18 protein-coding genes are annotated in these 21749 nt (G+C 63.1%); 2 read left to right on the plus strand and 16 right to left on the minus strand.

Going from position 1 to position 21749, the window contains the following annotated elements; translation table 11 throughout:
- Positions 1-100: 100 nt before the first annotated feature.
- The 4 genes from ASE07_RS20885 to ASE07_RS20900 form a co-directional block, all read right to left on the minus strand.
- The gene (locus ASE07_RS20885; RefSeq protein ID WP_057292761.1) at positions 101-1777 is read right to left on the minus strand and encodes a class I adenylate-forming enzyme family protein; all 1677 of its coding nucleotides are present in this window, start codon (positions 1775-1777) and stop codon (positions 101-103) included.
- 80 nt (positions 1778-1857) lie between these two features.
- On the minus strand, positions 1858-3042 hold the full coding sequence (locus ASE07_RS20890) for an acyl-CoA dehydrogenase family protein (protein WP_082584354.1): 1185 nt from the start codon (positions 3040-3042) through the stop codon (positions 1858-1860).
- A 74-nt stretch (positions 3043-3116) separates the two neighbouring features.
- Positions 3117-4325: an acyl-CoA dehydrogenase family protein gene (locus ASE07_RS20895; protein ID WP_200960994.1), complete on the minus strand. Its 1209-nt coding sequence runs from the start codon at positions 4323-4325 to the stop codon at positions 3117-3119.
- 9 nt (positions 4326-4334) lie between these two features.
- Entirely contained in the window at positions 4335-5441 is a 1107-nt protein-coding gene (locus ASE07_RS20900) for a phosphotransferase (RefSeq protein WP_156396853.1), read from the minus strand.
- Positions 5442-5649: 208 nt separating this feature from the next.
- Between ASE07_RS20900 and ASE07_RS20905 the strand changes: the two genes are divergently transcribed.
- The gene (locus ASE07_RS20905; protein WP_057292778.1) at positions 5650-6258 is read left to right on the plus strand and encodes a methyltransferase domain-containing protein; all 609 of its coding nucleotides are present in this window, start codon (positions 5650-5652) and stop codon (positions 6256-6258) included.
- Positions 6259-6413: 155 nt separating this feature from the next.
- Here the strand turns inward: ASE07_RS20905 and ASE07_RS20910 are convergent, their stop codons facing one another.
- From ASE07_RS20910 to ASE07_RS20965, 12 genes are all read right to left on the minus strand, one after another.
- Positions 6414-7226 carry a crotonase/enoyl-CoA hydratase family protein gene (locus ASE07_RS20910; protein WP_057292763.1) on the minus strand — a complete coding sequence of 271 codons (813 nt, stop codon included), beginning with the start codon at positions 7224-7226 and terminating at the stop codon, positions 6414-6416.
- Positions 7227-7242: 16 nt separating this feature from the next.
- Complete coding sequence (locus ASE07_RS20915; protein ID WP_057292764.1) at positions 7243-9264, minus strand: NADPH-dependent 2,4-dienoyl-CoA reductase; 2022 nt, start codon at positions 9262-9264, stop codon at positions 7243-7245.
- Positions 9261-9848: a DUF2889 domain-containing protein gene (locus tag ASE07_RS20920; protein ID WP_057292765.1), complete on the minus strand. Its 588-nt coding sequence runs from the start codon at positions 9846-9848 to the stop codon at positions 9261-9263. Before ASE07_RS20920 ends, ASE07_RS20915 begins: the two co-directional genes overlap by 4 nt.
- A 12-nt stretch (positions 9849-9860) precedes the next feature.
- On the minus strand, positions 9861-10682 hold the full coding sequence (locus tag ASE07_RS20925) for an SDR family oxidoreductase (protein ID WP_057292766.1): 822 nt from the start codon (positions 10680-10682) through the stop codon (positions 9861-9863).
- 1 nt (position 10683) lies between these two features.
- The gene (locus ASE07_RS20930) at positions 10684-12489 is read right to left on the minus strand and encodes an acyclic terpene utilization AtuA family protein (protein WP_057292767.1); all 1806 of its coding nucleotides are present in this window, start codon (positions 12487-12489) and stop codon (positions 10684-10686) included.
- Between the two features lie 18 nt (positions 12490-12507).
- Positions 12508-13281, minus strand: coding sequence for an enoyl-CoA hydratase/isomerase family protein (locus tag ASE07_RS20935; RefSeq protein WP_057292768.1), 774 nt, complete (start codon positions 13279-13281; stop codon positions 12508-12510).
- A 50-nt stretch (positions 13282-13331) separates the two neighbouring features.
- Positions 13332-15314 (minus strand): acetyl-CoA carboxylase biotin carboxylase subunit, encoded by a 1983-nt coding sequence (locus tag ASE07_RS20940; RefSeq protein WP_057292769.1) that lies wholly within the window; start codon positions 15312-15314, stop codon positions 13332-13334.
- 34 nt (positions 15315-15348) lie between these two features.
- A complete protein-coding gene (locus ASE07_RS20945; protein ID WP_057292770.1) occupies positions 15349-16503 on the minus strand; it encodes an acyl-CoA dehydrogenase family protein in 1155 nt (384 codons plus the stop codon).
- Positions 16504-16535: 32 nt separating this feature from the next.
- Entirely contained in the window at positions 16536-18158 is a 1623-nt protein-coding gene (locus ASE07_RS20950) for an acyl-CoA carboxylase subunit beta (RefSeq protein WP_057292771.1), read from the minus strand.
- 192 nt (positions 18159-18350) lie between these two features.
- Positions 18351-19247, minus strand: a complete 897-nt coding sequence (locus ASE07_RS20955; RefSeq protein ID WP_156396856.1) for a phosphatidylglycerol lysyltransferase domain-containing protein — start codon at positions 19245-19247, stop codon at positions 18351-18353.
- Between the two features lie 20 nt (positions 19248-19267).
- A complete protein-coding gene (locus ASE07_RS20960; RefSeq protein WP_057292773.1) occupies positions 19268-20068 on the minus strand; it encodes a TIGR03084 family metal-binding protein in 801 nt (266 codons plus the stop codon).
- Positions 20069-20091: 23 nt separating this feature from the next.
- On the minus strand, positions 20092-20874 hold the full coding sequence (locus ASE07_RS20965; protein WP_057292774.1) for an enoyl-CoA hydratase/isomerase family protein: 783 nt from the start codon (positions 20872-20874) through the stop codon (positions 20092-20094).
- A 431-nt stretch (positions 20875-21305) separates the two neighbouring features.
- Between ASE07_RS20965 and ASE07_RS20970 the strand changes: the two genes are divergently transcribed.
- Positions 21306-21650 carry a hypothetical protein gene (locus ASE07_RS20970; RefSeq protein ID WP_057292775.1) on the plus strand — a complete coding sequence of 115 codons (345 nt, stop codon included), beginning with the start codon at positions 21306-21308 and terminating at the stop codon, positions 21648-21650.
- Positions 21651-21749 lie beyond the last annotated feature (99 nt).

The raw sequence follows: 21749 nt of genomic DNA on the forward strand, positions 1-21749 counted from the left end.
GCATTAAAATTGAACACTCGACCAAGGAAAACGCTTGGCTTTCAAACGCCAGCCGATAAACTGGCCGAGGTGTTGCACTGACCGATTGAATGCATCGGGTTTAATTAATTGGACTAATGCTGCCGGTCTTGCCTTGCGCCACCGCCAGCAAGACCTTGTAGTCTATCTTTCCTTCCGGGGAAAGGGGCCACTCTCCCTCCCACGACAAAAAGTGACGTGGAATTTCATAAGACGCCATCTTGCCCTTGCACGCCTCGCGCAGGGTCGCGTCGCCCGGGAGGGGGCGGCCGTCGCGTGTACGGACAAGACTGACGACGCGCGCCCCCCAGTAGGGATCGGGGACGCCGACGGTCTTGACGTCGTCGAAACGGTCGCCGAACACCTCCAGCAACAGTGTGCTGACGCGTGAGGTGGAGACGTTTTCGCCGCCCGACTTCACGACCCCGCCCAGCCGACCGAGATAGGTGATATAGCCGCCCTCGAAGTCTCCATAGTCGCCGCTATGGAAATAGCCTTCTGCGTCGAAGGCTCGCTTCGTCTCCTCTGGCTGATGCAAATAACCGCGGAACATGAAGGGGCTGCGGTAGCAGATTTCTCCAGGCGAGCCTTGCGGGACGCGCACCCCGGTTTCGTGATCCTTGATGACAACTTCGACACCTGGAAGCGGGCGCCCGTGGGTGCGCCTGTTGATGTCGGCATTGACGCAGTCGTGTTCCGCAAAGGAGATCAGGGGGCCGTTCTCGGTCTGTGCATACAGGCTGCAGATGTGCGCGCCGGCGGGACACATGTCGCGGACAAGGTCGATGGTGGCCGGCTCGCCGGCGAGCACTGCTTTGCTGATACTGAAGGCATCATGCGCGAAGTTCGGTGCGCGTCTTAGTCCCTGCCAGTGCGCCTCGAAGCCGAAGGTGGCGGTAATGCGGTGACGGTTGATGAGGTCGATGGCAGCCGCGGGATTGAATGACTCCATCAGATACAGGGTGCTACCGCCAAGGACGAGATTGAGATTCAACGCGAACAGGCCGCTGTTGTGATAGAACGGCGACAGGTTGAGATAGCGCTCATCCTCACCAAAGGCGAGGCCCTTGGCGGCAAAGTTGACGGTGGCAAGCGGCGGCCGGTGGTCCCACAGCGCGCTCTTGGACAGGCCGGTCGTTCCGGAAGTCTGGCAGATGAACTGGATGTCGGTCGGCTGCGCCTGATCCCGCAGCATCTCGATGCGCGGGAGATCGATGTCCTGCACGCGCTCCAGCCATGCTGCGAAGTCTGGAACGTCTTCATGGCGCTTGCCGTCGCGGCTGACGCGGAACAGGTGGCGCAACGAAGGAACCGACGCGCAGGACGCCCGTCCGTCACCCTCGAGTTGCAGGCCGGGTAGCGCCGCGCGGAGAAGTTGCAGATAGTCGCGGCCACCGTAGTGGTCCACGGTGACGATGAGCTTGGGCGCATTGCGCGGCAGTACGCCCGAAAATTCGAGAGTTCCCCACAGCAGGTTGAGCGGGTTGACGACCGCGCCAACCTGCAGGGTTGCGAAATAGAGAATGGCGAATTCAGGCGTCGGACTGGGAAGGGTGCTGACCACGTCGCCCTTGCCGATACCGAGGTCCAGCAGCGCCTGCGACGCACGGTCCACCTGGTGCTTCAACTCCTGGTAGGTAATATCACGTTTGTCGTACCTGATCGCGGTCTTGTCCGGCCGGGCTGCGCAGGTCTGCGCAAACAACTGCGGGATGGTGTGCCGGTACCAGGCGCTGCCGGCAATGCGTTCGTTCAGCATGGTTGCGATCTCCTATCGTTCCCCGAGGTTTGTCTACCTGGCAGGCGAAGCGGCGCAGAATGTGGGGCGGGGTGCCGCGGCTAGAGCCCCAGCTGCTTGGCAGCAAGATCCTTCATGATCTCGACCGAGCCGCCGCCGATCATGTTCACCTTGACCTCGCGATAAATGCGCTCCGGGCGCGTGCCACGCATGTATCCCATCCCGCCGAGGATCTGTACCGCTTCATCCGCACAGAACTGCATGGTCTGCATCGCCAGGTTTTTTAGCATCGCGGTCTGCGCCACCAGCAGGCGCGGGTCGCCGATCTTGTGCTCGACCCGCCACGCGAGGTCCTCCAGCATGCAGCGCACCGATTCGATCTTCATGCTCATGTCGACCAGTTTGTGGCGGATCACCTGGCGTTCGACGATAGGCAGGCCGAAGGTCTTGCGCTGGCGCGCCCAGTCCAGCGCATCGGCATAGCACACCTGAGCGAAGCCATAGGCGCCGGCGGCCATGAACAGCCGCTCGGAATTAAAGTTTCGCATGACGATACGGAAGCCTTCGTTTTCCACGCCCAGCAGGTTTGCCGCCGGAACCCGGCAGTTTTCGAAGTGCAGATGCGCGGTGTCGGATGCCCACCAGCCCATCTTGTCGAGCGGGGTACGGGCGATGCCCGGCGTGTCGCCCTCGATCAGCAGCAGCGAAACGCCGCCTGCACCCTTGACGTCCGGGTTGGTGCGCACCGCAACGGTAAAGTAATCGGCACGGATGCCGGACGTGATGAAGGTTTTCTCGCCGTTGACGATGTAGTGATCGCCGTCCAGCACTGCGGTCGTGCGGAGGCCTGCGACGTCGGAGCCGCCGCCGGGTTCGGTGATGGCCAGCGCCGAAATCTTCTGGCCGGCCAGCACGCCAGGCAGCACCCGCGCTTTCAGTTCCTCGGAGCCGGCGTGCAGCACCGGCGGCGTGCCGATGGTATGCGAGAACAGGGAGGCGCTGACGCCGCCGCAACCGGCGCGCGCCACCTCCTCGCCCACGATCATCTGGTAAAACACGTCGGCGGGCGTGCCGCCATACTGCTCCGGGTAGCCGATGCCAAGCAAGCCGACTTCAGCCGCCTTGTGATACAGCTCGCGCGGGAACCCGCCCGCCTCGTCCCACTCATTGACAAAAGGCGCGATTTCATGGGCAACGAAATTGCGCACCATATCCCGGAACTGTTCGTGGTCCGGGGTGTAATAGTGCGTGTTGCGGGTGGCGGAAAGCAGGAGGTTGTCAGTCATGGCATGGTCTATGGTGGACTTGGGCAATTGAACGTTAAAGCGATCACGGCAAACGGTCTTGCGTCAACCTGCTTTCATTGATATTTGCGCAGCTCCAGCTTGCCGATCTGGTTGCGGTGAACCTCGTCGGGACCGTCGGCGATGCGCAGCAGGCGGGCCGTTGCGTAGGCCGAGGCAAGTGCGAAATCATCCGTGACGCCGGCGCCGCCGAAGGCCTGGATCGCCCAGTCGATCACCTGGCATGCCATGTTTGGCGCTGCCACCTTGATCATCGCAATCTGCGCCTTGGCGACTTTGTTGCCGACGGTATCCATCATGTGCGCCGCATGCAGTGTCAGCAGGCGACATTGATCGATCATGATGCGCGACTCGGCGATGCGCTCCAGAGTGACGGTCTGCTCGGCGACCGGTTTGCCGAAGGCAACCCGCTCTTTGGTGCGCCGGCACATTTTTTCCAAGGCACGTTCGGCCAGTCCCACCAGGCGCATGCAGTGATGGATGCGGCCCGGTCCAAGGCGACCCTGCGCGATTTCGAACCCGCGGCCCTCGCCCAGCAGGAGATTGGAGGCCGGCACCCGCACATTCTCGAAAACGACTTCGGCCGCGCGGTCCGGTACGCCATAGAAGCCGAATACCGGCAGCGGGCGGATCACGTTGACGCCCGGCGTATCCAGCGGCACCAGGATCATGGATTGCTGCTTGTGCTTTTCGGGGTTGTCCGGGTCAGTCTTGCCCATGAAGATCATGATCTTGCAGCGGGGATCGGTGGCGCCGGTGGTGAACCACTTGCGGCCATTGATCACGTATTCATCCTCTTCCCTGCGGATGGAAGCCTGGATATTGGTGGCGTCGCTGGATGCCACCGCCGGCTCGGTCATGGCAAACGCGGATCGGATGCGTCCTTCCAGCAGCGGCTGCAACCATTGGCGCTTGTGCTCCTCGGTCCCGTAACGGGCCAGCACTTCCATGTTGCCGGTGTCGGGCGCCGAACAGTTGAAAACCTCGGGTGCCAGATGCGAGCGCCCCATGATCTCGCACAGCGGCGCATACTCAAGGTTGCTCAGGCCGGCACCGTGTTCGGACTCCGGCAGGAACAGGTTCCACAAGCCCTGTTCACGCGCCAGCGCCTTCAGTTCTTCCACCACCGGCTGCACGCCCCAAGGTCCCTCGGTGTTTGATTCCTTGTAGTAACGATCTTCGTTTGGATAGACATGTTCATCCATGAACGCATTGAGGCGCGCTTGCAGTTCCTGGACTTTGGGGGACGGCGTGAGCAGATCCATATGAGCCTTTCAGTGAATTAGTTGTGTCAGCGATGATGCACTGCGGCCGCCTGTCGCCTGTCGCCAGCCGGCTTCCGCGATCGGCCGGGCCTTGCGTCCGGTCTCGAAGGCATGGGCGCTCGATGCATTGCCGTCGAGCGCCCGCTTGAGGATGCCCTGCAGGATCGCCGCAAGGCGGAACATGCTGTAGGCGAGATAGAAGTTCCATTCCTCCGGGGGAATCGGGCCGCGCCCGGTGCGCTCGCAATACTGATCGACATAGGCTTGCTCGTCCGGTATCCCGAGCGCCGCCAGATCGGCGCCGCGCATGCCGCGAAATTCATCCGCGGACAAGCGCCATGTGAGCGCGTGATAGGCGAAGTCGGCAAGCGGATGGCCGAGCGTCGACAGTTCCCAGTCCAGAACGGCGACGATGCGCGGTTCGGTCGGATGGAAGATCAGGTTGTCCAGCCGAAGATCGCCGTGCACGATACGATTCTCGTCGCCGGCCGGCATGTTCTCGGGAAGCCACCCGATCAGGGCATCCATGGCCGCGATGGGCTCCGTCTCCGAAGCCCTGTACTGCCTGGTCCAGCGCGCGATCTGGCGTTCGAAGTAGTTGCCGGGACGGCCGAAGTCGCCGAGCCCGGCGGCGACCGGGTCGATGCCGTGCAGCGCGGCGATGACCCGGTTCATGTCGTTGTAAATGGCGGCGCGTTCGGAGGCCTGCATGCCGGGCAGCGTGGGGTCCCACAGCACCCGCCCCGCAACGAACTCCATCACGTAGAACGGTGTGCCGATGACCGTACTGTCGTCGCACAGGCAGTAGGTGCGTGCGACCGGTACCCCGCTGCCGTGCAAGGCGGTAATGACCCGATATTCGCGCTCCACCGCGTGGGCTGAAGGAAGCAGAACCCCGGACGGCTTCTTGCGCAGGACATAGCGTTGCCCGGGCGTCTCCAGCAGGTAGGTCGGATTGGACTGACCGTCGGAGAAACGCCGCGCCTGTAGCGGGCCGACGAAGCCTTCCACATGCTCTTCCAGGTATCGCTGCAGGCGGCCGGTTTCGAAGTCCTGGCCCTGATCCTGGCCCTGATCTCGGCCCTCGGTCGTGTTGTCACTTGCGGTTGCGTCCACCTGGGTCTCCTGTGCAGGGGCGCCGCTGCATTGGCTGGCGCCATGCAGAAAGTGTAGGGGAATTCCGGCCGGGGTCCGTGAATTCAGCAGGTTAACGCAAGGACCGGGCTAGATCGCCGTGCAGGCGCAGGCAGGCGTGGCATGCTGGCACAAGACGTCCGGCAGCGGGTGCGGCATCATGGCAGCAAAGCAACCAAGGGAGATGGCAATGGCAGGTCCTACTCGCGATTTCTGGGAAACACGTTTCGCATCGGGCAGCATACCGTGGGACCGCGGCAGTCCGAATCCGCAACTGCAGCGCTGGATCGATGCCGGCTACATTACGGCGCAGCAGCGCGTCATTGTGCCCGGCTGCGGGCAGGGATGGGAAGTCGCAGCAATGGCGGCGGCAGGGATCCGGGTTACCGGTCTCGACTATGCGCCTGCGGCGATCAGCGCATGCCGGGCGCTACTCGCCGCCCATCAGCTGGAGGCGCAATTGTGCGAGGCCGACGTGCTCGCGTGGGCGCCCTCGGTGCCGGTGGACGCCGTCTATGAACAGACCTGCCTGTGCGCCCTGCATCCCGACCACTGGCAGCGCTATGCGGAGCAACTGCATGCCTGGCTGCGGCCGGGCGGCCGCCTGCTGGCGCTACTGGCGCAGGTGCCGTCGGAAGAATCCGGGCATGGCTTCATCAAGGGACCGCCCTACCATTGCGACATCAACGCGGTACGCTCGCTGTTTCCGGCATCCCGCTGGGACTGGCCGAAGCCACCCTATCCCCGTTTGCCCGCCGGGCCGGGGGCTGAAATGGCGCTCGTGCTGACCAAGCTTTAGAGCGCTTTCGTCCTGCCTGTACCGTCGATGCCGGGCGCTTTGCCCGCGGCACGGCGTTGCACCTCCTTGCCATGGCTCGCCATGTCGCGTCGCTGCGCCTTGTTCCGCAGGCAAATCACCTCGGCCTCACCTGGCCCAGTCAGGACGAAAGCGCTCTAGTCGCGATACACCGGCCGGCGCTGCTCGCGCTGCGCGGCCAGCGCCTCTTCCAGGTCGGCGGACAGCAGCATTCCGGCATTCCAGGTGGCGATGTAGTTCAGTCCATCCTCGACAGTATGGTCGCGCACATAGGTGATCATCTCTTTTGTTCCGCGCACCGCCAGAGGCGACTTCGATGCGATGCTGCGGGCCATCTCATCGACTCCCTGCACCAGCGCGTCGGTCGAGTCGTAGGCGCGGTTGACCAGGCGGATTTCCTGCGCTTCGGCGGCCGAAACACGGCGCGCGGTATAGGACAGTTCGCGCGCCATGCCTTCACCGATGAGCTTGGGCAGCCGTTGCAGGGTACCGACGTCAGCGGTGAGGCCGACATCGACTTCCTTCACGGAAAAGTAGGCATCGGCGCTGCAATAGCGCAGATCGCAGGCGCTGGCGATATCGATACCGCCGCCGACACAGGCGCCATGGATGCGCGCGATGACCGGCTTGCGGCAACGCTCGATGGCGCTGATCGTGTTCTGCAGGTCGAGGATCATCAGGCGCAGCTGCTCGGCGCCTCGTCCACGGCACTCTGCGGTGGCAAAGCGTTGCAGCGCTTCCAGCATGGACAGGTCGATGCCGGCGCAGAAATGGCGGCCGGTCCCTGACAGGACGGCCACGCGTACCTTCTCCGTGCGGTCCACCCATTGCATGGCGGCGCGCAATTCCTGCCACATGCGTTCGTCGATGGCATTGGCCTTGTCCGGGCGGTTCAGCTCCAGGTACGCGAGCGGGCCGTCCTGGCGGATGCGGATTGTCGTAAATTCCATGGTGACCCTTTAAAACTTATTCAAGTGCCATCGCGACGAGCGTGCCTTCCTCGATTGCGCGCACCGCATCCAGTTCCGCCGCTACCCGGGCACCGCCGACCAGGTGCGCTTTCAGTCCACGCTGCAACAGGGCCGCATGCAGGTCGGCCAGCGGCTCCTGCCCGGCACATACCACGATGGTGTCGACTTCGAGCACACGCGACTCGCCGCGCACGCGAATGTGCAGTCCCGCGTCGTCGATGCGGTTGTACTCGACGCCAGCCAGCATGGCGACATTGCGGCGGGCCAGCAGGGCACGGCGTATCCAGCCGGTGGTCTTGGCCAGGCGTTCGCCGACCCGCTCGTCCTTGCGCTGCAGCAGCCACACCTGGCGCAGCGAGCGCTCGTCTTCCGGCGCCTGCAGTCCGCCGCGGCTTTTCACGCCTGTCTCGACGCCCCATTCCCGCCGAAACCGCTGCACCGGTTCGCTTTCGTCATCCTGATGGGTGAGCAGTTCCGCCACGTCAAAGCCGATGCCGCCGGCGCCGATGACTGCCACCCTTGCGCCTGCCGTGCGCCGGCCTTCGATGATGTCGATGTAGCTGGCGACGGTCGCATGTTCGATTCCCGGAATGGCCGGGGTGCGCGGTGTGACCCCCGCGGCGACAACGACCGAGTCGAACTCCGCCCGCTGCAGTTCATCGGCCGTCACCCGCTGATTCAGGCGCAGTTCCACATCCAGCACCTGTAGCCGGCGGCGGAAATAACGCAGGGTTTCGCCGAACTCCTCCTTGCCGGGTATTCTGCGCGCGTAATTGAACTGCCCGCCGATGTCCGGTCCGGCCTCGAACAGGGTCACCCGATGTCCGCGTTCGGCCGCCGTGACCGCGCATGCCAGCCCGGCCGGCCCGGCGCCCACGACAGCGACACGGCGCCGGGCGAGCGCCGGCAGTGCTTGCAGTTCGGTCTCGCGGCAGGCACGCGGGTTGACCATGCAGGTCGTCAGCCTGCCATTGAAAATATTGTCGAGACAGGCCTGGTTGCAGGCGATGCAGGTATTGATTTCGTCCGCCTTGCCCTCGGCTGCCTTGCGCACGAAATGCGAGTCGGCCAGGAAGGGGCGCGCCATCGACACCATGTCGGCTGCACCCTGTGCCAGGATCTGTTCCGCAACGCTCGGGTCGTTAATGCGATTGCTGGCAACAACCGGTATGGACAGCACCGACCTGATGCGCGCCGTGAGGTCGACGAAGGCGGCGCGCGGAACCATGGTGGCGATGGTCGGGATGCGTGCCTCGTGCCAGCCGACACCGCTGTTGATGATGGTCGCACCCGCCTGCTCAATCGCCACGGCAAGCGCGGCGATTTCGTGCCAGGTACTGCCGCCTTCGACCAGGTCGAGCAGGGAAAGTCGATAGATCAGGATGAAATCCTCGCCGGCTGCCTGACGTGCCCGTCGCACGCTTTCCACCGCAAAGCGGATGCGGTTTTCGAAGGGGCCGCCCCAGCGATCGCTGCGCTGGTTGGCGCGCGGCACCAGGAACTGGTTGATCAGGTAGCCTTCCGACCCCATCACTTCAACGCCGTCGTAACCGACCGAGCGCGCCAGCCGGGCAGCACGCGCGTAGTCGTCGAGCGTGCGCTCGATGTCGTCCTCGCTCATCTCGCGCGGGGTCGCTTTCGAGATCGGCGAACGCAACGCGGACGGGGCGACGCCTTGTCCGTGGTGCGCATAACGTCCCGCGTGCAGCAACTGCATCGCGATGCGTCCGCCCGCGGCATGCACGGCGTCGGTAATCTCGCGATGCGGTGCGGCATCCTCTTCGGTTTCGAACTTGCGCATGCCCTGCCACATGTTGCCTTCGACATTCGGCGACAAACCGCCCGTGACGATCAGGCCCGCGCCGCCGGCAGCGCGTTCGGCATAGAAGGCCGCCATGCGCCGGAAACCGTCAGGCTGTTCTTCCAGGCCGGTATGCATGGAACCCATGAGTACCCGGTTCGGCAAGGTGCAGAAGCCGAGGTTCAACGGTGCAAGCAGATGCGGAAAGGTGATCATGTTCCCTCGTTGTATTTCGGCTGCGAGCCGTCTTCGCTGTCTGCGTCCGGTTGTGGACGGTACCAGCGCGGATGAAACTGCGCGACGATCGGGCCCCGGGTGTCGAGCGCGTGACAGCCATCCAGGCTGAACGGCTTGATGCCTTCCGGCTGCGGGACTTCTCCCGTGAGCGCCTGGATGACGCCTGTCCCCATGGTCAGCAGCAACTCGGTCAGATGTGTGCAGCCATTCACGCCGGCCAGCAGGCGCCGCACCCCCGAGCGGAAACCTGGCCCGACCCGCAGTCCGACCAGTTTTTCATAGTCGGGCGTGATCACGGCGCAACTGCGGCCATACGGTGCGGCATCGGTGACAGCGGCGACGGCGACAATGGTGGCGCTCGCATCCACGGTCAGTCGCAGTTGCATGTCGTGTATCGGTTCACCGGCCGGCAGCGGGCCGTGCGGGAGTGTGATCTCCCGCGCACGCACATCCTGCAGCCGCCCCTCGACATCGAACAAGCCGTCTGCGCGGCGGTAGGCCCGCAGCGAGATCGTGCGTGTGTGGATGGGCTCGCGGTTGTGCTCCGGATCTGGTAAAGGCACGTCGATCCTCTCTCAAGGAGTGACGAACAAGTCAATCTGCGGCGCGACGCCGGGGGTCGCGCTGTACGCCTCGAAATCGCTGATGCCTGCCTCGCGCAGCACCTGTTCATCGAGATACAGCCTGCCGCTGCACTGCCTGCTGTCGGAAGTTAGTATCCGGTAGGCGGCATCAGCCATGATGTCCGGTATCCGCGCCTGCTCGGCTGCGCCCTGCCGAGCTACGTTGAGGGCGGCGGTCGCGATGATGGTGCGCGGCCAGAGACCGTTGACCGCAATGCCAAGACTGCGGAATTCCTCGGCCATGCCAAGTGCCAGCATGCTCATTCCATACTTGGACGCGGTGTAGGCGGGATGCGGACCCAGCCACTTGGGGGCGAGGTCGATCGGCGGCGACAGCACCAGTACATGCGGGTTGGCTGCCTGTTTCAGGTACGGCAGGCAGGCTTGAGTGCAGGCGAAGCTGCCGCGCATGTTGATGTCCATCATCAGGTCGTAGCGCTTGAGGGAGGTTTCTTCGGTCCCGGTGATGCTGATCGCGCTGGCATTGTTGACCAGGATGTCGATGCCTCCGAAACGTTGCACTGCCTTGTCCACCGCTTCCCGGATCTGGTCTTCGTTGCGCACGTCAACGATCACCGGGAGCGCTTGTCCGCCGGCCTGTTCGATTTCCCCGGCGGCGCTGAAGACGGTGCCGGGCAGGCGCGGATCGGGTTCGGCTGTCTTGGCTGCGACCACGATATTGGCGCCGTCGCGCGCGGCACGCAGCGCGATCGCCTTGCCGATGCCGCGACTGGCGCCGGTGATGAACAAAGTCTTGTCCTTGAGTGTGCTCACCTCACGCCTCCAGTTCGCGCGCCAGCGCATCCGGCACGGCAATCGGCATATCGAGCAGCATCTGCGCCATTCCCTTGCCGAGCGGGTCCATCCGCATCGACGCTGTCCCGCCGCCGTCGAGCGCGTCATGCAACAGGAAATTGCAGGCGTGGATGCCGGGTAGCGCGTAGCGTACGACCTCGCCACGCACCATGTGGGCGAAATATTGCTTCACTGCCTGCGGCGTCAGCTGGCGCTGAATCAGCGGCAGGTATTCCGGCTTGCGCGCGATGACGCCGATGTTGGAGATATTGCCCTTGTCGCCGCTGCGCGCCCAGGCCAGGCGCACCAGTGGCAGCTGACGCGTGCCGTCGGCAGACGGAAGTGCGTCGATGGTGTCTGGTGCCGTAGGCACAAGCGGTGTATTCCCCGGCGGCACTTCCACCGTCATGCGCTCGCCGCCCAAGGCGACGCTGATGTTGACTTCGCGTTTAGGCAGCGTGAAGGCGAACTGCTTGATCAGCGGCGACGCCGATGGCCGGGCGAGCGCCGGGCCGGTGGTGCCGGGCGACCAGGAGGTGCCGGCCGGGGCGATTTCGCGCGCGAAGATTTCCAGCGCCTGCTTCGATATGTGATTGACGGCGACCCGCATCATGACCTCGCGCGATGCGCCGGTGCGGGCATGCGGACCATAGGAAGTCTCGGCGCCGATGATTTCGATGTGCGACGCGCTGTAGTCCGGCAGCCCGAGTTTTTTGAATATGCCGCGCGTGCGCTCCAGGATGGCTTCGCCGGTGCGACGGGCTTTGGCGGCGGCGTCGATGCCGATGATGACCAGCGTGCCGGCGCAGCGGTAGCCATCCATGTAGGTGGCCGACACCTTGTAGGAATCGGTCGGCGGCTTGCCGCGCGCGCCAGCCACCCGTACCCGGTTTTCGCCTTGCTGCTCTATCCTGACCTCGCGGAAGTCGCACACCACGTCGGGCAGCACGTAAGCGCCCGGATCGCCGATCTCGTACAGCATCTGTTCCGCCACTGCCGGGGCCAGCACGCGTCCTCCGGTGTCGTCCGGCTTGGTGACGACGAAGCTGCCGTCGGCATGGCATTCGATCACCGGATAGCCGATGTTGGCCCAGTCCGGAACATTTTCCCAGTCGGTGTGCAACCCGCCGGTTGCCTGGCAGCCGCATTCGATGATGTGACCGGCAAGGCTGCCGGCAGCAAGAAGGTCATGGTCGCCGGCACGCCAGCCGAACTCATGCATCAGCGGACCGAGCGTCACCGCGCTGTCAACGCAGCGGCCGGTAATCACAACGTCGGCTCCGGCGGCAAGCGCTTGCGCAACCGGCAGCGCGCCGAGATACGCATTGGCGCTGAGGATGCGCTCCGGCAGCGGCTGGCCGGTGAACATGTCCTTGAGCCCGGCATCCCGCAATGCGGGAATGCGGTCGCTGACGTCGTCGCCTTCCACCACCGCAATCTTCAGCGGCACGCCCATTTCATCGGCCAGCCTGACCAGTGCATCCGCACAGCCGCGCGGATTGATGCCGCCGGCGTTGCTGACCACCTTGATGCCGTGCCTGCCCAGCTCGGGCAGCACGCTTTTCATGGCGACGTCGACGAAGTCGGTGGCATAGCCGAGCTCGGGTTTCTTGCTGCGGGACGAAGCAAGGATGGCCATCGTCAGTTCGGCCAGATAATCGAATACCAGGTAGTCGATGCGCGTGCCGCCTGCCAGGCCGTTGACCAGTTGCGCGGCAGCCACCGAGCTGTCACCCCAGAAACCGGACGCGCCGCCGATGCGGACTATTTTTCCGTTTGCTTGCATTTGCCCTTCTCCTTGTATTCAGCGTCCGGTCCAGACCGGCTTGCGCTTTTCGTTGAAGGCGGCCAGGCCTTCCTTCGCGTCCTCGGTCAGCGCGAGCAGGGCGATCTGGCTTTCGGTATAGGCGATCCCCTGTTCGAAGGACATTGCCGCCATGGCGTGCATCGCGTACTTGCCGCGACGGATCGCGGTTGGCGACTTGTCCGTCAGGCGGTTCAGCAGCCAAAGCGTTTTTTCATCGAGGTCCGCCGCCGGCACGACATAATTGAGCAAGCCGTGTGCTTGCGCGGTGCGGGCGTCAAAGGGCTCGCCGGTGATGCACCACTCGCGCAGGACGCGCTGCGGCACCAGATTTTGCAGCAGGCTCAGCACCTGCATCGGGAACACGCCGACCTTGACTTCAGGCAACCCGAACAGTGCGTGATCCGCAGCGACCGCCATGTCCGCCATGCACAGCAACCCCATGCCGCCGGCCATGCACGTCCCGTTGATGCGGGCGATAGTGGGAAGCGTGGCGTTCTGCGCCTGGCGCAGCAGGTCGGCATAGGCGATGTTCGGTGTCGCATAGTCGAACGCGAAACCCTTTCCCGGCTGCAGGTCGCCGCCGGCGCAGAATGCTTTTTCGCCGGCAGCGGTCAGCACGATGGCGCGTACCTCGGGGTCGGCGTGGGCGAGGCGGTAGCCTTCCCGGATGCCGTCAATGACTTCCTGGTTGATGGCGTTGCGCTTGTCAGGGCGGTTGATGGTGATCCAGAAGGCGGACGATTTCTTTTCGTGGAGGACGGGATGGCTCATGGTGCTCTCGTGAAAGTGGAATGACTGGGGCAGCAATCGACGCGCCTGTGTCACGCCGCCTGCGCGACCTCCGCGGATTCGATCTCGGCGATGACGCGATGCACGGCAACCTGGTCGCCCATGACGGCGGCCAGTGACTTCACGCGGCCTGCCACAGGCGCGGTGTGGACATGCTCCATCTTCATCGCGTCCAGGGTCAGCACCGGTTGCCCCGCCTTTACCGTGTCCCCGATGGCCACATGAACTGCGACTACGCGCCCGTTCATCGCGGCGCGGATACGTCCGTCGCTGGTATCTTCACCCTGCGTCTGTGCGGCATGAGTCAAGTCGACAACACGGTAGGCCGCACCGCGGAACTGAAGATGCAGCACACCGCCGTCGCGCTTGAATGCGGCGCTTTCTATCAGTCCGCCACAGGCAAACCGCACCAGTCCCGCCTGTTGTCCGAGTATCTGCAGTTCCTGCTTTTGTTCGCCGACGGTCACGCTGAAGCGTCCACCACCGCAGTTGACGAGGGTGGCCACGCATTGCTTGCCGTCGACCTCCATATAAAACGCAATCGGCAGGCGATGGGCGATGTCCATCCCGTTGCCCTTCCCCGCGCCCGGGGAGTCGGTCCGGTACAGCATGGCGGCAGCCAGCGCGTGCGCGCGCAGCGTGCCGGCTTCATCGGCTTGCAACAGCGTCTCGCCATGCCGGCCGATAAAGCCGGTAGTGGCATCGCCGGCGGCGAAGACAGGATGCGCAAGGCAGCGCGCGAGGAACTCCTGATTGGTGCGCACTCCCAGCGCCACCGCATCCTGTAGCGCGGAATGCAGTTTGCGTCGCGCCTCGTCACGATTACGGCCATAGGCAATCAGCTTGGCGATCATGGAATCGTAGTACGGCGGTATTTCGGCGCCCGCTTCAAGCGCGTCCTCGACGCGGATAGTATCCGGCATCTGCCATTGCACCACGGTGCCGCTCTGCGGCATGAAGCCCTGGTGCGCGTCTTCGGCGCACAGCCGCACTTCGATTGCATGGCCTTCCCAGCGCACGTCCTCCTGCCGGATCGGCAGCGGCTCGCCGGCAGCGACACGCAACTGCAGTTCGACCAGGTCCAGGCCGGTGATCGCTTCCGTGACCGGATGCTCGACCTGCAGCCGGGTATTCATTTCCATGAAGTAGAAGTTGCCGTCGGCATCCAGCAGAAATTCCAGCGTGCCTGCTCCCTCATACTGTATCGCGCGCACGGCGGTGACCGCGGTTTCTCCCATGCGCCGCCGCAGCTCGGCATCGACGGCTGGCGAAGGTGCCTCTTCCACCACTTTCTGGTGGCGCCGCTGCACCGAACAGTCGCGCTCGCCGAGATGGATCGCGTTGCCATGACGGTCGGCGAATACCTGTATCTCGATATGGCGCGGTTCGACAATGGCCCGCTCCAGAATGACTTCCGGATTGCCGAATGCGCTCTGCGCTTCCGATCTGGCACTGCGCAGTGCGTCGGGGAAGGCGTCATGGGATGTGACCAGGCGCATGCCGCGACCGCCGCCGCCGGCGGTCGCCTTGATCATGACCGGATAGCCGATCCGGTGCGCTTCTTCATGCAGGCGTCCTTCGCTCTGGTCGGCGCCCTGATAGCCGGGGATGCACGGCACGCCGGCATCCATCATCAGCCGCTTCGCGCCGGCCTTGTTGCCCATCTCGACGATGGCCTGTGGCGACGGGCCGATGAACACGAGGCCGGCATCGCGGCAGGCCTGCGCAAAGTCTTCGTTCTCCGCCAGGAAGCCGTAGCCGGGGTGAACCGCGTCGGCGCCGCTAAGGCGGGCTGCTTCGATAATGGCCGGGATATTCAGGTAGGACTGGGCGGGCAGCGATTCGCCGATCCAGACTGCCTGGTCCGCCTCGCGCACGTGGCGGGCATTGCTGTCGGCAGTCGAGAAGACGGCTACCGTGCGATAGCCGAGCACGCGTGCGGTGCGCATGACGCGCATGGCGATCTCACCGCGGTTGGCAATCAGGATCTTGTGAAACGGAGTAGATGTCGACATGGCTTTGCTTGCGATGAAGGATGGATTATGCAAATTATTCGGACCGCGGGAAGATGCCCATGTACTTGGAAATGATCTGCAGCATGACCTCGTCCGCGCCGCCCCCGATCGAGGTCAGGCGACCGTCGCGGAAGGCACGTGAGACCGGGCTCTCCCAGACATAACCCATGCCGCCCCAGAACTGCAGGCAGCCGTCCGGTACGGCACGCATCAGGCGGCCAGCCTTGAGCTTGGCCATCGAGGCGACCTCGGTCGCATTCTCGCCATTGGCCACCATCTCGACGCCGCGCCAGGTGAGGGCACGCAGCGATTCGACCTCGGTCTTGAGTTCGGCCAGCTTGAAGTGCACCCACTGGTTGTCCAGGATGGACTTGCCGAAGGCCTTGCGCTGGCGCGCATAGTCGATGGTGTCGTCGATCACGCGCAGCAGCATGCCGCCGGCGTTGAGCGCACCCCACAGGCGTTCAATCTGGAACTGCTCCATCTGGTAGATGAAACCCATGCCCTCTTCACCGACGCGGTAGCGCTGCGGCACCCGCACCTCGTCAAAATAGAGCTGCGCGGTATCGGATGCATTCATGCCGATCTTGCGCAACTTCTTCGCCACCGACACACCGGGTGTCTTCATCGGCACCACGATCAATGACTTGTTCTTGTGAACCGGTCCGTCTGAGGTATTGGCGAGCACCACGCAGAAGTCGGCCTGGGTGCCGTTGGTAGTCCACATCTTGCCACCGTTGATGATGTAATCATCGCCGTCCCGACGCGCGGTGGTCTTGATCGAGGCAACGTCGGAACCGCTGCCGACCTCCGACACCCCGAGGCAGGCCACCATCTCGCCGGATATCGCGGGCGCAAGGAATTCCTGGCGCAGCGAGTCGGATGCGCGTTCGGCCAAGGCCGGCGTGGCCATGTCGGTTTGCACACCGATGGCCATCGGCACTCCTGCGCCGTTCACGTCGCCGAGCGTTTCCGCCAGCACCGCCGCATAGGAATGATCGAGCCCCATACCGCCAAATTCGACCGGCTTGTTCAGGCCGAGCAGACCCAGCTTGCCCATCTTCGCGAAGAGCTCGTGGGCCGGGAAGATTTCCTCGTCCTCCCATTCATCCACGTAGGGATTGATTTCCTCGGCGATGAAGCGCTTGATCGTGCGCCGCATTTCTTCGTGCTCGGGTGTCAGTTTCATGCATTCTTCTCCGTCATCATTGATTACGAGGCTTACGGTCGCGCCACTGAGAACTGCATTGCATGCGGCTGGCGCGCTTGCGCCTCGCGGCAGATCGACAGCACATAGGAAAGCACCGCACGGGTATCGCGGGGATCGATCACGCCATCGTCCAGCAACAGCGCGCTCGTCGTGAAAACATCCATCTGACTGTCGAAGTTGTCGACAATCTTGCGCTGCAGCTTGTCCAGCTGATCATGATCGACCTCGGCGCCCTTGCGCTTCATGGCGGCCTCGGTGACGATGGCCATCGTCTGCGCAGCCTGTTCGCCGCCCATCACCGCCGTCTTGGCGTTCGGCCAGGAGAAACAGAAGCGTGGATGGAAACCGCGGCCGCACATGCCATAGTTGCCGGCACCGAAGGATGCGCCGCAGTAGATGGTGATTTGCGGAACGGTAGCGTTGGTCACCGCCTGGATCATCTTGGAGCCGTGCTTGATGCTGCCGATTTCCTCATAGTGACGCCCGACCATGAAGCCGGTCGTATTGTTGAGGTACAGGATGGGCACCTGCGCCTGGCAGCATGCCTGGATGAAATGCGTGGCCTTGGCGGCACCCGCCGGGTCGATCGGTCCGTTGTTGGTAATGATGCCGAGCGGGTAGCCGTCGATCATCGCATGGCCGCACACCGTGGCCGAGCCGTAGCGCGCGCCGAATTCAAGGAAGTCGGAATCGTCCACGATGCGGGCGATCACCTCTTTCATGTCGACCGGACGCTTGTGATCCATGGGCATGATGCCCAGCAGTTCTTCCTTGTCGTAGCGCGGCAGCGCGACAGTACGCTCCGGCTCGCGAGGGACGCCCCGGTTCCATTCCAGCTTGCTCATGATGTCGCGCGCGATACGCAGCGCGTCGCGGTCGTCTTCCGCCAGATAATCGCCAAGGCCGGAAATGCTGGTGTGCATCTCCGCGCCGCCCAGCTCTTCCTCGGTCGCAATTTCACCGGTTGCTGCCTTGAGCAGAGGTGGCCCGGCGAGGAAGGCGCGCGAACGCCCGCGCACCATGATGATGTAGTCGGACAAGCCGGTCTGGTACGCGCCGCCTGCGGTGGAGGAACCGTGGGTGACGGTCAGCACCGGCAAGCCCGCGGCGGACAGGCGCGCCAGGTTGCGGAACAGATTGCCGCCCCGCACGAAATCCTCGACACGATAAGCCATCAGGTTAGCGCCAGCGCTTTCCACCAGTTGCACATAGGGCAACTTGTTTTCCAGCGCCAGCTCCTGCACACGCAATTGTTTATCCAGTCCACGCGGCTGCAGGGCTCCGGCATCGATGCCGGAATCGGAGGCGCACACCATGCAGCGCACACCGGAGACGTAGCCGATGCCTGCGATCAATCCTCCACCCGGGACGCTGCGGTCCGGATCATTGACATCAAGGCCGTAACCGGCCAGCGTCGCCAGCTCCATAAACGGCGTGCCATGGTCGAGCAGGAGGGCGAGCCGTTCGCGTGGCAGCAGCTGGTGCCGCTTTTCGAAACGCGGCTTGGATGCCGAAGAGGTGCGGCGGGTGCGTTCCTCCAGTGTGCGGACGCGCTCAAGCAATGCCAGCATGCCGCCACGATTGGTCTGGAAGGATTCGCTGCCGGTCGAAATATTGGTTTCGATAATTGCCATATTCTCTGTGGTCGATGGTTTGGCGACACAGGCCGGGAAGACCTGCTTTTTGCAACTCTGAAATGAAGGTTACCTGCCAGCCTTTGTTGCGTCTTGCGTAAAGTGGCTGATGCGTTGAAACCTCGTTGAAACCTCGTTGAAACCTGTCCCGCAATGAAAAGATCCGCGAAGGATGCGGATGTTTCCGGGTTCTTACGCGCGCAATGCAACCCGGCATTTCTGCAGCATTGCCTGAGGCTGATAAGAACGCTTGGTCTGCCGGAAGTTGGGCAGACCGATATCCTGTTCAAAGTTGATCCACGCAATGTCCTGCACCTGCATGCAGTAGTGATGGAACATGTATTGGTAGATGCCCTTGTAGCGATCGCTTCCCTTCGCAAAACGCATGACGGCGGTACCTGCATTGAACCGTTGCGCGATGATGAATCCGGCCGCATCGCCGTCGGCATAATAGATTCGGGCGTCGAAGCCGAAGCGCCCGACTAGCTGCAGCGCCTCGCGGCAAGCCGATTCATCGGCCTCGCCCCGGGCTTTTTCCTTGTCTTGCATCCAGACTCCGAGCAGCGAATCAGCATCGCCGATCCGGTCAGGGCCGAGGGGATGAGCGGTGATTTCCCATTGACGCAACAACTGCTGCATCAGCTGGCGCTTCTTGCGCAGCAGCTCGCCGCGATAGTCACGGAAATTCTGCGCCGCGTACAGGTAATCGGCGTCGTCTTCGCACTGCGTGACAATAAACAACGATGGGTCAAGCGTGCCTGCGGTGGACGCCGGAACCGGGAAGAAGCAGTCGTGCTCGCGAAGCAGCTCTTGAAGAACGGCGACCGGTGCTTCGTTGATGTCGAACAGCGGCATCAGGTGGCGCACGCCGTCATAGGTGACGCCGGCCACGCACGGCCAGGGTCCTGGCAGGTAACGATACGCGTGTGCGCGGCGGAACAGATAAAGATTAGAAAACGCAAACTCCGACAGGCAGGCGTTGCCAAGGCCCTCCCGCAAAGGGGAGAGCATTGCATCGATTTCCTCGCCCTGTTCCAGTGCCAGCGGCAGGCCGGTATCGACCTGTGCGGAAGCGACGGTAAACAACACGTTCAGTATTCTCAGTAATCTCAGTAGCGGACCGCGCGCACGCCCGGCGCCGGCCCATCCACCGGAGGGCCGGCGAAGCACTGGGCAATCGGCAGCCAGGCTTCGGCACCGGCTCCCGCATAGTCAAGACCGGTATCGCGTACGTTGCGCCGCTGCGTGACCACCAGGCAGAAGTCTTCCGCGCTGCCGCGCACATAGTCGTTGTCGGACGGCGTATTCCATGTCCACGATTCGCCGTCCGGCGCCTGCAGCACGATATACGGCGCAACCGGAGGCACCGGCAGCTTGCGATTGACGAAGGTCCAGCCGAAGGTGGTGACGCCGATATGGGCGATATGACGCAAGCGTCCGCTGAGCGGACGACGCGCCGGCACGCTGTCATAGACATCCTGGCCATGCGCCCAGGTTTCCATCAGGCGCGCGGTCGCAAATGAACGCGCGCTCATGGTCGGGCCGTACCATGGCAGGCGCGCCTTCGGGTCGAGCTCGGCCAGTGCCGCCACCAGCGCCTGGTAACGCTCGCGCCAGAGCTGCAGCAGCTGCGCGCCGTCGAGATGGCCGAAGCGTTCACGGGCGATCTGGCTGATCTCTTTCCCGCTTTCCTGTTCGGCCATGAGCGTCCTGGTATCGGCGGCGAAGGCGTCGGCGTTGGTCGCGGCAAGCAGGCCGGTCTCGTCGAAGTAGCAGAGGTGGGCAATTTCATCCCATGGCGTCCAGCCATAGAACTGCGTCTTGCGCTGCCACTGCTCGGGACTCAGCGTGGCGCACAGCGCGGCAAGTGCATCGTACTCGGCGAGCAGATCTGCGCAGAGGTCTTTCATCCTGTCTCCTGTTACTTTCGTGTTCAGCGGCCGCGAAATGCGGGGCTGCGTTTTTCGACGAAGGCGCGCACGCCTTCACGGCCGTCATGGCTGTCGGCGCTGGCGATCATGTGGTTCGCTTCGAGCGCCAGTTGCTCCTGCAGGCTGCGCGTCACGGCGCCGTCGACCAGCTGCTTGATGCGTCCAAAGGAAGCGGTGGCGCCGGTGGCCAACCGGGCCGCCAGTGTTCGCGCCTCCTCGGCCAACCGTTCGTCGGGATACACCGCGTCAACCAGACCGAGCGCGAGGCATTCGTCCGCGCCAACGGACTCGTTGAGGAAGAGGATGCGCTTGGCCTGGGCGGCTCCCGCGCGCCGGGCAAGTTGCCAGGAGGCGCCAAGATCCGGTGACAGGCCGATCGCCGAATACCCGCCTCGCAGCTTCATCGATTGCGCCGCCAGCACGATGTCCCCGCACAGCGCGAGTCCTATGCCCCCGCCGCCGACCGGTCCGTTGACCGCGGTGATGATTGGACAGGGAAGTTCCGCCAGCCGCGCCATCGCCGCATGCAGCCGCGGAATGCCCGCCTGCATGAGCGCCGTCAGGTCGGCAGTGTTGCGCATTTCATCAATATTGCCGCCGACACAAAATTTTTTGCCGCTGCCAGTGAGAAGCACTGCGCGCACGCCAACCTGCGCCGCAAGCCTGTCGACGACGGCGCCAAACGCCAAGCCGAAGGCCTCGTCAATGGCATTGCCTGCATCCGGGCGGCTAAGGGTAATCGTGGCAACGCCGTCGCGCAGGTCGTACAGTACGAGATCGGACAAGTTTCGCTCCTTTGAATGGTCGCGATCAGCATACCGCCAGGAAGGCGCGCGGTCTTGCGTCAAATGGCTGCACTGCAACCGGGTCGGACAAGACTGCGCATGACGGTGTTGTATGCCTCGTGCCTGCGCTTATTCTGTCTACCGGCGTCACTTTTGCCGAATGCCACGGAAAGTGAAAACCGTGCCAAGTGCGTGAAAAATTACTGTGATTGGCAGTGAAAAACGTCGGTTTCTGTACTCTTCAAAGCAACAAAGAGGTGATTTTGAAATCTGTCTGCGGTCCATTTAAGGCGTGTCCGTATAATTAGGGATATGCTGATCGTCTCTTTTCAAATCAATAACTTGGACGCAGAACATCATCGTGCATATCGGACCGCCGCCTTGCATACCGGACGTTCAGCGTCCTTATAAGTATTCAGTTAGGCAGACGCATGAATATTGTCGGGACATGGCTTGCCGTTGCGGACGACTCACGGCGCTCGTTGGTATTCGAGAAGGACGGGAAAGGCTACATGCGAACCGAGTCCGAACACTTCCCATTCTTTACCTGGTGGGAAAATGAAGGAAAGATATTTTGGAAGCTATTTCACGACGAGACTTTGTCTCGTCCACTCAATAATGGTGCTGAGATGGAATTCACCATATCAGATGACGCTGGAGTACGTGTTCTTCATTTTCGGCATGCGCCAATGCTATTTGGCTTCAAAGACTTCCGATTTGCCGGTGAGCCTAACGCGGCAATTGACCCTGACGGCTATCGCCGCCAGTCATCGTAATCGTTGAGGCTGTGCAAAAAGGTGTAAACGAATCGGCATCTATGCTGTCTGAGTAAGTGACATCTACGATGAAGGGGCTACGATGGCACGCTTCAAACC

Origin of the sequence: Noviherbaspirillum sp. Root189, from assembly GCF_001428545.1 — a bacterium.
Classification (GTDB): Bacteria; Pseudomonadota; Gammaproteobacteria; order Burkholderiales; family Burkholderiaceae_D; genus Noviherbaspirillum.